Raw genomic sequence first — 15,757 nt, 5'->3', positions numbered from 1 at the left:
CCGACGGCGGCAAACGAAGAATCCTACGAACTTCATTCTGCCAACGACTGATCCACCAGTTCGATCCAGTGCAAAACCTGCGTGCGTCCGGCGCCGGCCAGATGATTCTGGCAGCCGACGTTGGACGTGACGATCAGCTCCGGGCGCCCGCTTTCCAGTGCATTGAGGCGGTTATCGCGCAATTGCCGGGCGAGGGTCGGTTGCGTCAGCGAATATGTGCCGGCCGAACCGCAACACAGGTGACCGTCCGGCACGGGTGTGAGATTGAACCCGAGGCGGGTCAGCAGCGCCTCGACTGCGCCGCCGAGTTTCAGCGCATGTTGCAGGGTGCAGGGGCAATGCACGGCGATCCGCCGCTGGCGGGCGGCGCACACTTGCTCCAGCGGTTCCTGAGCGAGCAGTTGCACCAGATCCAGCGTTCGCTCACTGATCTGCCGTGCCTTGTCGGCGTAGCGCGGATCCTGCGCCAGCAGATGCCCGTAATCCTTGATGAACGCGCCGCAACCGCTGGCCGTCTGCACGATGGCTTCCGCGCCGTTTTCCAGCTGTGGCCACCACGCGTCGATGTTTTGCCGCGCGCGGTCGAGGCCCTTGGCCTGGGCGTCAAGGTGATAGTCCAGCGCGCCGCAGCAACCGGCCTCAGCCACCGGCGTGACGCTGATCCCTAGTCGATCGAGCACCCGCGCGGTCGCATCATTGGTGTTCGGCGACAGGCCCGGTTGCACGCAGCCTTCGAGCAGCAACACCCGCCGCGCATGGCATGGGGCGGGGCGTGAGCCGGACACTGGGGCGCGTTGCGGCAATTTGCTTTCGAGGATGCGCGGTAACAGCGGCCGGAACGTCGTGCCTACCCGCAGCAGTCCCTTGAATACGCCCGGATTCGGCGCCAGTGCACGCAAGCCCTCGCGCAACAAGCGCTGGGCGGCAGGTCGCGGCACGGCCTGATCGACCACCGCCCGCCCGATATCCAACAGGTTGTGATAGTCAACACCGGAGGGGCAGGTGGTTTCGCAATTGCGGCAGGACAGGCAGCGATCCAGATGCAACTGAGTCTGCTCGGTGGCCGGCGTCCCTTCGAGCACTTGTTTGATCAGATAGATGCGTCCGCGTGGCCCATCGAGCTCATCACCGAGCAACTGATAGGTCGGGCAGGTGGCGTTGCAAAAACCGCAATGCACGCAGGTACGGAGGATTTTTTCCGCCTCGGCCGCACGCGGCAGTTGTCGGGACTCTTCGCTGAGGGTGGTTTGCATGGCTAGAACTCCGCGTACATCCGGCCGGGGTTGAACAGTCCTTGCGGGTCGAGTTGCGTCTTGAGTTGCCGGTGATAACGCATCAGCGTGCGCGGCAGCGGCTGGAACGGTGTGTCGCAGGCGCCATGGGTGAAGCAGGTGGCATGGCCGCCGAGTTCCTGGGCGAGAATCTGGATGTGCTCGTGATCGGATTTCAGCCAGCGTTGCGCGCCGGCCCAGTCGATCAACTGCTGGCCGGGCAAGTCTTGCGGCTCGAGATTGTTCGGCAGCGACAGGCGCCACAGCGGCAGGCCTTCGTCGAAAAAGCTCAGGCGTTGCTCGTTCAAATCGCGCCAGAACACCGAGTCGAGCGGCTCGCCGCCGAGTCGTTGATGCGCGGCGGTCACCGAGCCTTCGCCGCCCTCCAGGCGCAGGTACAGGCTTTGCCCGTCATGGCAGGCGCCGCTGATCGGCAACGGTTGCTGACCCCATTCGGCCAGCCTGGTCAGCGCTCGGGTGCAGTCGATATCGAGGCGGATGCTCAGGCATTGACGCGGTTTCGGCAGGACTTTCAGCGAAACCTCGGTGAGCACGCCGAGACAGCCGAAACTGCCGGTCAGCAGGCGTGACAGGTCGTAGCCGGCAACGTTTTTCATCACCTCGCCACCGAACCTCAAATGTTCGCCGAGGCCAGTGATGACCCGGGTGCCGAGGACGAAATCGCGCACCGAACCTGACCATGGCCGCCGTGGCCCGGACAGTCCGCTGGCAATCATCCCGCCGACCGTGGCGCCTTCACCGAAGGCCGGCGGCTCGCACGGCAGCATCTGCCCGGCCGCGTCGAGCGCCGCGAGCAACTCGCGCAACGGCGTGCCGGCGCGCACGCTGACCACCAGCTCGGTCGGTTCATAACGGACGATGCCGCAGTGCGCGCGGGTGTCGAGCACTTCACCGGCCACCTCGCGCCCCAGAAACGCCTTGCTGTTGCCACCCTGGATTTTCAGCGGCGTGGCGTTGGCCCGGGCCTGATTGACCTGATCCAGCAGGGCGCCGCTGGCGTCGACGTCAGCCATCAAAAGCGCTCCAGTTCGGGGAATGGCAGTTGTCCGGCATGAATGTGCATCGCACCGAATTCTGCGCAGCGGTGCAGGGTCGGGATGTTCTTGCCGGGGTTGAGCAGGCCTTGCGGGTCGAACGCGGCTTTGACGGCGTGGAACAGGGTCAGCTCTGCGCTGTTGAATTGCGCACACATCTGATTGATTTTCTCGCGTCCAACGCCGTGTTCGCCGGTGATGCTGCCGCCGACCTGCACGCACAATTCGAGAATTTTCCCGCCCAACGCCTCCGCGCGCTGCAGTTCGCCGGGCTGGTTGGCGTCGAACAGGATCAGTGGGTGCATGTTGCCGTCGCCGGCATGGAACACATTGGCCACGCGCAAGCCGTATTCGGCGCCGAGGCGGGCGATGCCTTGCAGCACGCCGGGCAACTCGCGGCGCGGGATGGTGCCGTCCATGCAGTAGTAGTCCGGGGACAAGCGGCCGATCGCCGGAAAGGCGTTTTTGCGTCCGGCCCAGAAGCGCACGCGCTCGGCTTCATCGCGGGCCTGACGCACCTCGCTGGCGCCGGCCTGAAGCATGACCTCGCGGACCCGCAGGCAATCGTCGTGGACATCGGCTTCGACACCATCGAGTTCGCACAACAGAATCGCTTCGGCAGCGACCGGGTAACCGGCGTGGATGAAGTCTTCGGCGGCGCGGATCGCCAGGTTGTCCATCATCTCCAGGCCGCCGGGAATAATCCCCGCAGCGATGATGTCGGCCACCGCGCGGCCTGCCTTTTCCACCGAATCGAAGCTGCCCAGCAGCACCTTGGCGACCTGCGGTCTGGGCAGCAGTTTGACCGTGACTTCGGTGATGATCCCGAGCAAACCTTCGGAGCCGGTGAACAGCGCCAGCAAATCGAAGCCCGGCGCATCGAGGGCCTCGCTGCCCAGCGTCAGGCGTTCGCCTTCGATGGTCAGCGCCTCGATTTTCAGCAGGTTGTGTACGGTCAGACCGTACTTGAGGCAATGCACGCCACCGGCATTTTCCGCGACGTTGCCGCCGATCGAACAGGCAATCTGCGACGACGGATCCGGCGCGTAATACAGGCCGTACGGCGCCGCCGCCTGGGATATCGCCAGGTTGCGCACCCCGGGTTGAACCCGTGCGGTGCGAGCCGCCGGGTCGATGTGCAGGATGTTGTTGAACCGCGCCATCACCAGCAACAGGCCGCTTTTCAGCGGCAGCGCGCCGCCCGACAACCCGGTGCCGGCGCCACGGGCCACCACCGGCACGTGGTGTTGATGGCAAAGTCTGAGCAGGGTTTGTACCTGATCGAGTCGCCGGGGCAGCGCCACCAGCATCGGCGTGGTGCGATAGGCCGACAGGCCATCGCATTCGTACGGCTTGAGTTCGTCTTCGCGCCACAGAAGGTCGAGGTCCGGGAGGGCGTGCTGCAGGGTCTTTAGCAGCTCGGCCTTGTTCACTTCCGGTAGCGGGCCGTCGAGGCGTTCGTCGTAGAGAATGTTCATTTCACACAACCTTCTGCCAACCTTAATTCTTTGGATGAATAAGACTTAAGGTGGTGAGGAAATTCATTGTGGGGAGGGGATTCATCCCCGATGGGCTGCGGAGCAGCCCCAGTTCCAGCACTAAGCTGAATCAGACACACCGCATTTTCTGGGCAGGGGCTGCTACGCAGCCCATCGGGGATGAATCCCCTCACTACAAGGATAGTGTTGGGACTCATCGCTGGTTTCCCAGAAACTCCCGATACAACCGCGCAGTATTTCCCGGTTGTTCGACCATCGGCATGTGTCCGACACCGTCCCACACTTCGACCCGCAGATTGACGATGCCCTTGCTCCACACCGGCACGCTGCTGACGTCGATCAAACGGTCCTTGCGCCCCCACAACAGCAGCGCCGGGCATTTGATTTCGGCCAGTTTCGGTTCCATCGGCGGGCTGGCGCGAAAGTCGCGGAAGATCTCTTCCAACTCATCACGCTGGCGTTGGTAACGCTGGGCGATGGCGTCTAGCACCAGCCCGGGTACCCACGGTGGCGAGGCCATGGTCATCGCATAAAACTGGCGGAATTCTTCCCGGGAGTTGATCAGGAACGGGTTATGTCCACGGGCCAGATGGCGCTCCATGTCGCTGGCCTGCGGTGCGGTGACGCCGGCCGGGTCGATCAGTGCCACTGAGGCAATCCGGTCCGGGTAGGTTGCCGCCAGCCACGCTGCGATGTAGCCGCCCATCGAGTTGCCGATCACGTGGACTTTCTCCACACCGCACACGTCGAGCAGCTGGATCATGCGCTTGGCCTGCAGCGCAATGTCATAGCCGCCGCCGGCCTTGAAGCCGGTTTCACCGTGGCCGGCGATGTCCGGAATGATCACTCGGTACTGGCGGACAAAGTGCCTGGCGAAGCGCAGCCAGAGGTTTTTCTCGGCGCTGTAGCCGTGCAGCATCAGGATCGCGCTGGCGGCTTCATAGGGCCCACCTTGCCAGGTCGAGACCGTCATTTCGGCAATCGGCACTTCGATCTTGTGCAACTTGTACATCCTGGCCTCGAGCGACGTGCTCAGGTCATACAGCCAATGGCCGATCGCCGGATAACTCAACCAGCTCCAGGCCACGAAAACCGCGAGAGCGACAAACAGCACAAGCATCGACGTCTTCCTTTTACGTGTTCAGGACAGAATGTGGTCAGCCGGTTTCAGCATCCGGGTCAACCGGTAGTAGCTGAAACTGAAGCCCGGAAATATCGCGATCACATGACCGCTCTTGCTCTGATACCAACTGTGACAGCCGCCGGACTTCCATACCGTGCGCTCCATCTCACGGTGGATCATTGCAGTGTAGGTACGTTCCGCGTCGGGGCGCACTTCGATGCTGCGCAGTCCTTTTGCCTGCAGGGTGTGGATGCAGTCGAGGATGTAGTTCATCTGCGCCTCGATGATGAACAGCGCCGAGGTATGCCCGATGCCAGTGTTGGGCCCGGTGACGATAAACAGGTTGGGAAAGTCCGGCAGGCTGGTGCCCAGATAGGCGCGCGGGTATTGCGCCCAGACATCCTTGAGTTGCACGCCGTGCCTGCCGGTCACCGGGTAGGAGACCACGCCGTCGGTGGCGTCGTAGCCGGTTGACCAGACAATCAGGTCGACATCGATGTGCTGGCCATCCTGGGTGACGATGCCGGTTTCATCGAGCGCGGCGATGCCTTGTTCGCGGCTGTGCAACGTGACATTGGGCCGGGTCAGCGCCGGGTAATAGGTGCTGGACAGCAGAATGCGCTTGCAGCCAATGGTGAAGTCCGGGGTGAGTTTTGCGCGCAATACCGGGTCCGGCACCTGTTGCTTGAGAAAACGCAGGGCCTGGCGCTGGACCAGGTGAATCGCCGGTTTCGAATATTTGAAGGCGATGACCCGCGTTTCGAATTGCCAGTAGAGCAGCCAGCGCAGCAGCTTGTAAGCTGGTTTCACCCCCAGCAGCCAACGCTGGAAAGGCCCGAAGGTGCGATCGGCGCGTGGCAGCACCCAGTGTGGCGTACGCTGGAACACGTGCAATTGCTCGACTTCGGCGGCAATCGCCGGAATCACCTGTGCGGCACTGGCGCCGCTGCCGACGATGGCCACGCGTTTACCGCGGTAGTCGTAGCTGTGATCCCAATTGTTGGTATGAAAAGTCTTGCCCTGAAAGCGATCCAGACCGGGGAAGGGCGGGATCACCGGTTGGCTCAATGGCCCGGAGGCGTTGATCACGAACTGCGCGCAGAACATCCCTTTGTCAGTGTGCACCGCCCACTGCCTGGCGGCGTCATCCCATTCAATGCGTTCGACGTTGGTTTGCAGTTCCACGCGTTCGCGCAGGCCGAAGCGTTCGATGACGTGTTCGGTGTATCGGTGCAGTTCAGGCTGGGCGGCAAACATCTGCGTCCAGCGGTACGGCGCGAAGGACAGCGAGTACAGCGGTGAGGGCACATCCACCGCTGCGCCGGGATAGGTGTTCTGGCACCAGGTGCCACCGAAGAACGCCCTTCGTTCCAGCAGGCGAAAATCGTCAATGCCGGCCTTGAGCAAATTGACCGCCGTACATTGGCCGCCAAATCCGCTGCCGATGATCAACACCTGGTAGGTCCGCATGGGGCTCCTTCTTATAGTCGTTTCCCCGTTTTCATCCTTTCAGGTATAGCTAAAAATTCGCTGACTGGGAGCGGGCGGCTGGGCGGTGATGGCTATTTAACGGCTGGCTGATAGACTCCCAGCACATCGGTCTGACGGTGTGCGCAGGTTCCGTTGAGTGGTCGAGGCCCTTATGCGAAACAAGGGGGGAAAGGGACTTTCACTGGCCAGGAGGCTTTATACATCGCGAACCCTCGGCCTGGTGCTGGGGCTGTTGTGCGTGGGCGTGGCGATGTACCCGCTTGACCCGCCGCCGTGGGTCTGGGCACTGATGCTGTTCAATGGCCTGGTCTGGCCGCATCTGGCGTTTCAATGGGCCCGTCGCTCCAGCGTTCCCTACCATGCTGAACACCGCAATCTGTTGATCGACGCGTTTATGGGCGGCTTCTGGGTCGCCGCCATGCAGTTCAATCCGTTGCCCAGCGCCACGACCATTTCGATGATGGCGATGAATAACGTCGCCATCGGCGGATTACGTTTTCTCGCGGCGGGCCTGGCGGCGCAGGTCCTTGGAATCGGCGTCGGCCTGGTGGTGTTCGCCCCGGCGTTCATCCCGCCCACCTCACCTTTACAGCTGTATGCCTGCCTGCCGTTGTTGATGTTGTACCCGTTGGCGCTGGGCTGGATCTGCTTTCGCCAGGCCTACACGCTGGGCCTGCACAAACGTGAACTGCTGGCCCTGAGTCGCACCGACAGCCTGACCGGTCTGCTCAACCACGGCGCCTGGAAGGATCAACTGGACATCGCGTTTCAACGTTGCCGTCGACAGCAACAGGGCGCGGCGATTGCGTTGATCGATATCGACCACTTCAAGTCGATCAATGACACGTATGGGCATGTGGCGGGTGACATCGCCCTGCGCCAATTGAGCAAAATGCTCAAGCAGAACCTGCGCGCTGCGGATATTGCCGGGCGCTACGGCGGCGATGAGTTCTGCGTGATTCTGCCCGACCTGCCGCTGTTCAATGCCGCGCAGGCCATGGAAGCCTTGCGCGAGCGTTTCGCCACCCTGGGTTACGAGCAGAACCCGGCGCTCAAGGTCAGCCTGAGCATTGGCCTGGCGGCTTATGATCCGGCGCATGGCGACGCGACCCGCTGGCTCAATGATGCGGACCAGGCGCTGTACGAGGCCAAGGCAACCGGGCGCAATCGGGTGATCTGCAACAATGACGATCTGCCGAAGCAGGAACTGCTCGATTCGGTCTGACTGCTCACCCCATTCACCTGTGCGAGCCGGCTCGCTCCTGGAAGTGTTCGGTGTCGGCGGCTCAGGTGTCGCATCCGCTATAGAGCCTTGCGTTGATGTCAGGTACGGTTTGAATCCCCCGACGCGAAACAAGGATCGATTCATGACGTTCTCATTTTCCCGCTCGCTGCTGGCCGCCAGCCTCGGCCTTTCCCTCGCCTTCAGCGCTGCCGGTGCCTTTGCCGAACCGCACAAGCAAGTGCTGACGGATGCCGAGCAATATCAACCCGAAGCCCTCAAACTACTGGAACGGCTGGTCAACATCGACTCCGGTTCCGGCTATGAGCCGGGCCTGAAGCAAGTCAGCGAGATCGCCATCGATGAGCTGAAAAAGCTTGGCGCCACCATCGAACTGGTGCCCAACACCCCGGAAAAATCCAACCACGTGCTGGCCACCTTCAAAGGCACCGGCAAGGCAAAAATCCTCTTGATGGCGCACATGGACACGGTGTTCAAGGAAGGCTCCGCGGCCGAGCGCCCGTTCCACATCAAGGACGGCCGCGCCTACGGGCCGGGGGTGATGGACGACAAGGGCGGCATCGTCGCCGGGATCTACGCGCTGAAGATCCTGAAGAACCTCGACTTCAAGGATTACGCGCAAATCACCTTCCTGCTCGATGCCAGCGAAGAAACCGGCTCGGACGTCGCCACCGACCTGATCAAGAAAACCGCCAAAGCCCACGACGTGACGCTCAACCTCGGCGGGGCGTCCGGCCGATGGTCTGGTGGTGTGGCGCAAAGGCAGCGCAACGGCGCTGGTCGAGGTCAAGGGCAAGGCTGCGCATGCGGGCGTTGCGCCGGAGCTGGGCCGCAACGCAGCAATGGAAGCGGCGCACCAGATTCTGCAACTGGGCAAACTCGGCGACGAAGCGAAGAAAACCACGATCAACTTCACCGTGCTCCAGGCCGGCGACCGCACCAACGTGATTCCCGATCACGCCACCGCCAAGGCTGACGTGCGCGCGGCCGTGCCGGAAGAATTCGACCGGATCGAGAAAGACCTGGCGCGGGTCTCGCAGGACAAGCTGATCGCGGAAACCGAAGTCACCACCAGCCTCAAACGCGGCTTGCCGCCGATGCCGCAAACGGCGGAGTCGGATCGCTTGATGGCGATGGCCCAAGGGATTTACGGCGAGATCGGCCGCAAGCTGACCGAAGAGGGCAGTGGTGGTGCGGCGGATGCCAGCCTGTCAGCCGGCGTGGGCACGCCGACGCTGGACGGTTTCGGGATTGTCGGCGGCAATATTCATACGCCGGAGGAGTACGCCGAAGTGGCGAGCGTGACGCCGCGGATTTATCTGTTGTCGCGGATGATCATGGAGTTGGCGGGCAAATAGTTGCCACGCGTGAAGGCGGCAGCCGTTAAGGCCTACCACCTTCATTACGGTGAATCCTGAAGCAATCAGGCTTGTTGCGGGGTGTTCCAGAATTGTTTGATTTCGTGAATGTTGCCCACGTTGTAACGTGGAATGATGCCTGTACATGGCGATGCCGCAGCGGTTGCAACCGGCGTATTGATGACGTTGGCGCCGGCGTGCAGCATTGGAGTCTGGTTCCAGTTATCGAGTTGCTTGTTCATGCAGATTTCCTTTTTGATTAAGTGAGCAGTGATGTCTGCTCACGTTGTAGCCGTGACAGCAGGCTGTCATAGAGTGCTGTCTCCTGGCGGGCGATGCCGGGATAAGTCGGCACCAGATTGTCGTCGAAGCACCAGGCTTCTTCGGTTTTGGCTGCCTGCGGAGGATGAATAAGCAAACTCAGCGAGGCAGACATTGTTTCAGGTGGTAGCTGTTTGTGTACTTCCTTTAGTGGAAGCATGTGCAGCACCTCACCCGGAATAAGTTTAAGGACTCGTTCTTCGCCGAACTCGGGCCTTCTGCCGGCCTGGAGCGGCGCTTGATCCAGAATTTCCCGTGAAACGGTGGTGTAACCGTCACCGCTGTAACCCACGCAATAGAGTTCGAAGTCATGACTGTGGTTAAGGTCATAGATAAAGGTTTCCCTTTCATCCCGTGACGTGACTGGCGACCAGAACCCCAGGCGAACTGTAAACAGATCGTTGGAGTGCAGGACAAATGCATAAGCCCCGTAAAGCCTGTTTTTGGTACTGAAGCCGTCCTGTTGAATTGTGGTGTAGAGGTACTCGCTCAACAACGTGCGGTTAGTCGCCAGTTGACGCAGATCTTCCACGATCTTTGAACTGTCCAGTTGCAGATCGTAAGTCGCCATGCGCTCGATAAATGACTGTAACTTCATGCCGCTTCACACTGGTCAAGCAAGTAGTTCAGGCGACTGTCTTGCAGGTTTCTCAACAGCGGGGCGCAACTTAGTGCGGCCTGATGATCCGTTCTGTTGATCATCTGAAAGGCCCGCCAAGCGACAGCGGGGTGATAGTGATAAATCAATTCCTGCGCCACTTTGCAGGCTCCGGGATCCTGTGCTGCTTCGAGCAGTTCAAGACTCACCAGAAAGCGCGCGGCGCTGTCGTCATGAGGAAACCAGCCGATTTTGCGCAACGAGTGGGGGTCGAACACACTGATGTCGGCAGTTCTGTCGGGCAGATTGATGCTGCCAATAAACGCCGGGTGCCCGTTTCCATTCGGATTGCTGTCATACAGCATTTTGCTGCCGTCGATGAACAACGGATTTTCGGCATCCACGATCACCTGCTCTGCGCGAGTCAGATATTCACCGTCGAGCCGATAAAGCTGGATGGAATACGATTGCCCGTTGATGGCGAACAAAACGCTGTTTCCGGGTACGGAATATAGTTGCTCAGGCGCGGATGCGTTATCAGGTGCCTTGAGGCTGATGTTTCCATCTTTGTTGCAATATAACGTCAACGTTCCGGTGTGGATGTTGGTCGCTTTCATGATCGCGGCGTGACGGGATAAATTCTCGGTATCTGCTTCAGGTTCGGATAACTGGTCGGCCAGACTCTTTACTTCGTTCCCCATGTTTGTTGTTTTGATGCAGGTAATAAGCTGGTCAGGCTTCAAGTCTGGCTTGAGCAGGTTTTTTATCATGGGAAGTCGCTTTGTCATTTTCTGTCAAATGTATTTTTTAGACTATTTGATCAGGCGTAATTATCAGGTTTGTTATTTCGTTTTGTTAAACAGATCTCCGCGCTTGAGGGTTTGAATGTTTTTGCTGTTTAACGGTTTGCGATTATAGAGAGGCGATATTTAATATCAACGCTGTAGTTGTTGTTAAATATTGGTGTTTGTTTGTAGGTGTGTATCGCTGGTAGAAGCGGGCTATTATCAATTCGCCTTTTCTCGCAACTTGGCCGGTGACATTGCGTCTACCGGCCATCTTTAGAGTTGCCCGAAACCTTCGTATCAGTGAGCAATCACTCCTTGACGCTCATGTATTCCTTCGCCCACAGAATGTAATCCTCTGGCTGGGTGTAGGTGTGCGTCAGTTCGGTGGCACTCAGGTCCGAAGCCTGGGTGAAGATCTGGCGTTGTTCGCGCAGGCTGTCGTAGGTGGCCTTGATCGCCGCGAAGTACGCGCCGTGACCGTCGATGGTTACGCGCACACCGAGTTCGGCCAGACGCTTGTCATCACGCAACGCCGGGTTGCCGTAGGTGACCAGCATCAGCGGTACCGTCAGGTGTTCGGCAATTTGCTCAAGCTGATCGAAGTCCTGCACGCCGACCATGCAGATGCCGTCGGCACCGGCGGCCTGGTATTGCTTGGTGCGGCTGATGATTTCTTGGTTCGGCAGAATGCCGGCGTTGGTGCGGGCGATGATCGCCATTTCCGAATCGACCCGGGCTTCCAGCGCTGCACGGATCTTGCCGACGCCTTCGGCAACCGAGATCAAGTCGGTGGATTTACGGCCGAATTGTGCCGGCAGCAGCGTGTCTTCGATGGTCAGGGCGGCGACGCCGGCGCGTTCCAGTTCGACGATGGTGCGCATCACGTTGAGAGCGTTGCCGTAGCCGTGGTCGGCGTCGGCGATCACGGGCAGCTGAGCGACGCGGCCAATGCGGGTGGCTTGCTCAGCGAACTCGCTGAGGGTGATCAAGGCGAAGTCGGGAGCGCCCAGCACCTGCAACGAGGCGACGGAGCCGCCAAGGATCCCCACTTCAAAACCCAGGTCTGCGGCGATGCGCGCGGACATCGGGTCGAACACCGAGGCCGTGTGGTAGCAGGTGTCGGAAGCCAGCAATTGACGGAAGTTACGGCGCAAATCTTGATGGGAAAGCCTGGTCATACGAGTTCCACCAATACAAAGGAATGGAACGGCTTGAGCAAAGGTGTCAACGCCGAAGAATGAAAAGGCTATCACGCGAATGGGTCAAGGTTCATGACGAATTTGCAAGTGAGGCGTTGATCACGGATGCAAAGGCTGAAAGGTTTCATCTGCAATCAGCGGATTTCCAGTGTCAGGGCCGGCGTTCAGGCCGCGACTGCATGTTGCTGTTGCCTGGGCAGCAGCACGGCGCGGACCGAATTGCCCGGCTGCAGTTGCAGGCGCTTGGCGGTCAGGCGATCGACCACCAGGGTATTGCCGACCAGACGACCGGGGGCCACGGTGATGCGGCAGTTCTCCAGGCGACGGTTGTGGATCAGCCACAAGGGGGCCTGATCGTCCGGCGTGCCGAGGCTCAGGGTCAGCGCCTGGCTGTCGCGCACGGTACGAATGCTGCCGATCGGCGCTTCGATCACCGGGCCGCCGTCGAAGATGTCGATGTAGCCCTTATGCACAAAGCCTTCCTCGCGCAGGATCTTCAGCGCCGGCTCGGTATTGGGATGTGGCTGGCCGATGGCCGCTTGTGCCTGTTCGGTCAGCATGCAGGTGTACAACGGCTGGCGTGGCATCAGTTCGGCGATGAACGACTTGTTGCCCAGGCCCGACAAGTGGTCGGCGTGGCTGAAGTCCATCTGGAAAAAGTGCCGGCCCAGACTGTCCCAGAACGGTGAGCAACCGCGTTCATCGGCACTGCCACGCAGTTCGGCGATCATCTTCTCGCCAAATAATTGCGGAAATTCAGCCACGAACAGCAGGCGCCCCAACGACAGCAGCCGGCCGTTGCTGCCATGACGATGATCGTGGCTGAGAAACAGCGAGCACAGTTCCGACTGGCCGGTCAGCTCATTATTGAGAAACAGCGTGGGTATCTGCCGGGAAATGCCCAGATCCGCTGATGAACTCACGGTCAACCCGACGCGGTAGTTGTACCACGGCTCGCGCAGGCCAACCGCGCCGGTCAGGGCGCTGACACCCACCACGCGCAGATCGTCGTCTTCGAGCACGAACAGGTAGTCGGCGTCGGCCCGTTCCACCTGCTCGGCGAACGCACGTTGCGCCCAGCGCACCCGGTGAGCGAGGCGGTCTTCATTGGCCGGCAGGGTGGTGAACCCGGGGCCGGCCTGCTGCACCAGAGTCATCAGCGCTGGCAGGTCGCTGACTTTGACCGGACGGACGATCATGCGGTAACTCCTTGTACGCGCCTGTTCGGGCACTGTCGTTGGGTGTGCAACCGGGCGCCGTTCACAGGGCTGTCAGCCTGATCGTGCTGCCATCGGTGACCTTCAGCGCCGTGCACAGGGCTGGCGTAAGGGACAGCGGTTGATCGGGCTGGTAATCCAGTTCGGCGACGATGGCCCGGAAACCGTGCAAGGCGTCGTTGCTCACCAGATAGCGTCCCCGTGCATCGATTTGTGCTTGCTGACGCACGGTGGCGGTCTGGCTGCGGGCGATCGAACGGATGTTCGCGGTGCGCGCATACAGGGTCGGGCCGGCGTCGAACAGGTCGATGTAGCTGTTGGTTTCAAAGCCTTCGCGTTCAAGGATGTCGAACGCTTCCTGGCCGTCCGGGTGAATCCGGCCGATGCATGCCTGTGCTTCCGGGGACAGCATCGGCACGTAGATCGGGTATTGCGGCATCAGTTCGGCGAGAAACGTGCGGCTTTGCAGACCGCACAGGCGCTCGGCCTCGACGTAGGGCAGGTCGAAGAAATGCTTGCCCAGTGCATCCCAGAACGGCGAATGACCGTTCTCGTCGCTGTAGCCGACGATTTCGGTGATCACCGCCTCGGCGAAACGGGATGCGTGAGCGGCGATGAACAGCAGCCGCGCCCGCGACAGCAGTTCGGAAAAAGCGCTGCGCACCAGCGCATTGTCGATGTGAAAACCGCGCAGCAGGGTGTGGTCGTTGAGGTCGTGACACAGCGACAGCGCCGGCACGCCGTGTTCGATGTTCAATTCCCGCGAGGCACTGGTGAAGTGGCGGTTGCGCAGGCTGTAGAACGGTTCGTTGAAACCGGCCGTGGCGAGGATCTCCGAGCAGCCGACCAGCCGTCGAGTGTCGAGGTCTTCCAGCACGAAGAAGTAATTCTCCGGGCCTTGCGCCTGAATGTCTTTGTCGAACGAGGCGCAGGAACCGGCGATTTTTTCACGCAGGCGTTCGCTGTCGTCCGGCAGCGACGTGACGCCGACCAGACTGTCGCGGGCCAGTTGCTGCAATTGCGGCAGGTCGGTTGGCTCGACTGGGCGTAAGACCAGCATGGATGTACTCCTGTATCAAAGGGTCCGGTGATCCGCACCGAACCTGACTATCACTGTCGGTTGCCACGCTTTAAAGCGGCGGTCGCCTGACTTGTTGTCAGACGCCGCTCTTTTTCTTGTCAGCCATTACTCGGGTCAGGCAACGCACTGCTGGCGCCGAGCTTGTTCAGGAAGAACAGGTACACCAGACCCAGCGCGATCCAGATCAGGCCGAGTTTCTGCGCATCGACGCCCATGTTGTACATGATGGCGGCGACGATGATGAAGCCGATCACCGGACAGATCAGATGGCGCACGACCTGGCCGGACTTCTGCCGACGCCAGTAGTAGTTGATCACTGTCAGGTGCAGCAGCATGAAACCGCTGAGGGCGCCGAAGTTGACCAGCGAGGTCAGGGTGTCGACCGAATTGATGAACAGGTAGCAGATCACCAGCGACAGCAGCGCCACCAGATAAATGCTCAGGTACGGGGTGTTGTGCTTCGGGTGCACCTTGGCCAGCACTTTCGGCAACTTGCCGTCACGGGCCATGCCGAACAGCAGGCGCGACACCGCGGCTTGCGAGGTGATTGCCACGGCAACGCCCCAGGCCAGAGCAGTCGCCACACCGGTCAGCGTTGCCAGCCAGCTGCCCGCCGCGATTTCGGCGATTTCATAGAACGCGGTGTCGGCGGACTTGAAGCCCATGCCGGCAGCGAGGTCGGTGGCGATCCAGGTCTGTACGACGAAAATTGCGCCCATCACCAGCAGCGTGATCAGCGCTGCCCGACCGACGCTTTTGCCCGGGTCGCCCTTGATTTCTTCAGCGAGCGTCGAGATCGCATCGAAGCCGAGGAACGACAGCACCGCAATCGACACCGCCTGCATCAGCAGGGCGAAGTTGAATGTTTCCGGGTGATACAGCGGCGCCAGGGTCAGCCCGCCGTTGCCGCCGCCGTTGTGCAGGGCATTCCAGGCGTAGAACAGGAAAATCCCCAGCACCACCAATTGCGCCAGCAGGAAGATGATGTTCATCCGTGCGGTGAAGGTGATGCCGCGCAGGTTGACGAACGTCGCGCTGACCAGGAACGCCAGAATGAAGCCGACTTTCGGAATGTCCGGATAAAGATGGTTGAGGGCCATCGCCGCGTAGACATACAGCAGCGGCGGAATCAGCAGGTAGTCGAGCAGCATCAGCCAGCCGGCGAGAAAGCCGACGTGTTGGTTGAGGCCGCGTTGCGCGTAGGAGTACACCGAACCTGCAATCGGAAATGCCCGCGCCATGCTGCCATAGCTCAACGCGGTGAACAGCATCGCCACCATGCCGATGATGTAGGCCAGCGGCACCATCCCGGGCGCCTCGGCATTGACGTAGCCATACACGCCAAACGGGGCGATGGGGATCATGAAGATCATTCCGTACACCACCAGATCGGTCAGTGTCAGGCTACGTTTCAACTCCTGTTTGTAGCCGAACTCTTCTATTTCCATGAAGCGCAACTCCTTGTCAGCCTATCCGGCGTTTTTAGTTGTTATGTCGGTCCATCGTTTACCGC

At 60.5% G+C, this 15,757-nt stretch carries 13 protein-coding genes and 1 pseudogene; 2 read left to right on the top strand and 12 right to left on the bottom strand.

Annotated features, from left to right (window positions below):
• Window positions 1-32: 32 nt before the first annotated feature.
• The 5 genes from glcF to ACYZUM_RS14845 all read right to left on the bottom strand — a co-directional run bounded on the left by glcF (window position 33) and on the right by ACYZUM_RS14845 (window position 6,418).
• Window positions 33-1,253 carry a glycolate oxidase subunit GlcF gene (gene glcF, locus ACYZUM_RS14865; RefSeq protein WP_108183116.1) on the bottom strand — a complete coding sequence of 407 codons (1,221 nt, stop codon included), beginning with the start codon at window positions 1,251-1,253 and terminating at the stop codon, window positions 33-35.
• 2 nt (window positions 1,254-1,255) lie between these two features.
• Complete coding sequence (gene glcE, locus ACYZUM_RS14860; protein ID WP_108183115.1) at window positions 1,256-2,305, bottom strand: glycolate oxidase subunit GlcE; 1,050 nt, start codon at window positions 2,303-2,305, stop codon at window positions 1,256-1,258.
• The gene (gene glcD / locus ACYZUM_RS14855; RefSeq protein ID WP_108183114.1) at window positions 2,305-3,804 is read right to left on the bottom strand and encodes a glycolate oxidase subunit GlcD; all 1,500 of its coding nucleotides are present in this window, start codon (window positions 3,802-3,804) and stop codon (window positions 2,305-2,307) included. The genes glcE and glcD overlap by 1 nt, the downstream gene beginning before the upstream one ends.
• Before the next feature lie 214 nt (window positions 3,805-4,018).
• Entirely contained in the window at window positions 4,019-4,945 is a 927-nt protein-coding gene (locus ACYZUM_RS14850; protein WP_108183113.1) for an alpha/beta fold hydrolase, read from the bottom strand.
• 21 nt (window positions 4,946-4,966) lie between these two features.
• The gene (locus ACYZUM_RS14845; protein WP_108183112.1) at window positions 4,967-6,418 is read right to left on the bottom strand and encodes a flavin-containing monooxygenase; all 1,452 of its coding nucleotides are present in this window, start codon (window positions 6,416-6,418) and stop codon (window positions 4,967-4,969) included.
• Between the two features lie 172 nt (window positions 6,419-6,590).
• Between ACYZUM_RS14845 and ACYZUM_RS14840 the strand changes: the two genes are divergently transcribed.
• Window positions 6,591-7,664, top strand: coding sequence for a diguanylate cyclase (locus tag ACYZUM_RS14840; protein WP_473061348.1), 1,074 nt, complete (start codon window positions 6,591-6,593; stop codon window positions 7,662-7,664).
• Window positions 7,665-7,806: 142 nt separating this feature from the next.
• Window positions 7,807-9,040 (top strand): annotated as a pseudogene (locus ACYZUM_RS14835) (M20/M25/M40 family metallo-hydrolase).
• Window positions 9,041-9,105: 65 nt separating this feature from the next.
• On the opposite strand, the gene ACYZUM_RS14830 reads toward ACYZUM_RS14835, so the two are convergent.
• From ACYZUM_RS14830 to ACYZUM_RS14800, 7 genes are all read right to left on the bottom strand, one after another.
• On the bottom strand, window positions 9,106-9,282 hold the full coding sequence (locus tag ACYZUM_RS14830; RefSeq protein ID WP_473061347.1) for a hypothetical protein: 177 nt from the start codon (window positions 9,280-9,282) through the stop codon (window positions 9,106-9,108).
• Window positions 9,283-9,299: 17 nt separating this feature from the next.
• Window positions 9,300-9,959, bottom strand: coding sequence for a transposase (locus tag ACYZUM_RS14825; protein WP_108183109.1), 660 nt, complete (start codon window positions 9,957-9,959; stop codon window positions 9,300-9,302).
• Window positions 9,956-10,729, bottom strand: coding sequence for a hypothetical protein (locus ACYZUM_RS14820; protein ID WP_108183108.1), 774 nt, complete (start codon window positions 10,727-10,729; stop codon window positions 9,956-9,958). The genes ACYZUM_RS14825 and ACYZUM_RS14820 overlap by 4 nt, the downstream gene beginning before the upstream one ends.
• 326 nt (window positions 10,730-11,055) lie before the next feature.
• Window positions 11,056-11,925: an isocitrate lyase/PEP mutase family protein gene (locus ACYZUM_RS14815; RefSeq protein ID WP_007968750.1), complete on the bottom strand. Its 870-nt coding sequence runs from the start codon at window positions 11,923-11,925 to the stop codon at window positions 11,056-11,058.
• 185 nt (window positions 11,926-12,110) lie between these two features.
• Window positions 12,111-13,145 (bottom strand): arginine N-succinyltransferase, encoded by a 1,035-nt coding sequence (gene astA / locus ACYZUM_RS14810; RefSeq protein WP_041074151.1) that lies wholly within the window; start codon window positions 13,143-13,145, stop codon window positions 12,111-12,113.
• A 61-nt stretch (window positions 13,146-13,206) separates the two neighbouring features.
• Entirely contained in the window at window positions 13,207-14,223 is a 1,017-nt protein-coding gene (locus tag ACYZUM_RS14805) for an arginine N-succinyltransferase (protein WP_108183107.1), read from the bottom strand.
• Between the two features lie 119 nt (window positions 14,224-14,342).
• Window positions 14,343-15,692, bottom strand: coding sequence for an APC family permease (locus ACYZUM_RS14800; protein WP_108183106.1), 1,350 nt, complete (start codon window positions 15,690-15,692; stop codon window positions 14,343-14,345).
• Window positions 15,693-15,757: the final 65 nt, after the last annotated feature.

It is taken from the genome of Pseudomonas sp. m6p (assembly GCF_055760375.1).
The sequence above is the reverse complement of the archived record's forward strand: the minus strand, read 5'-3'. Positions and strand labels throughout refer to the sequence as shown.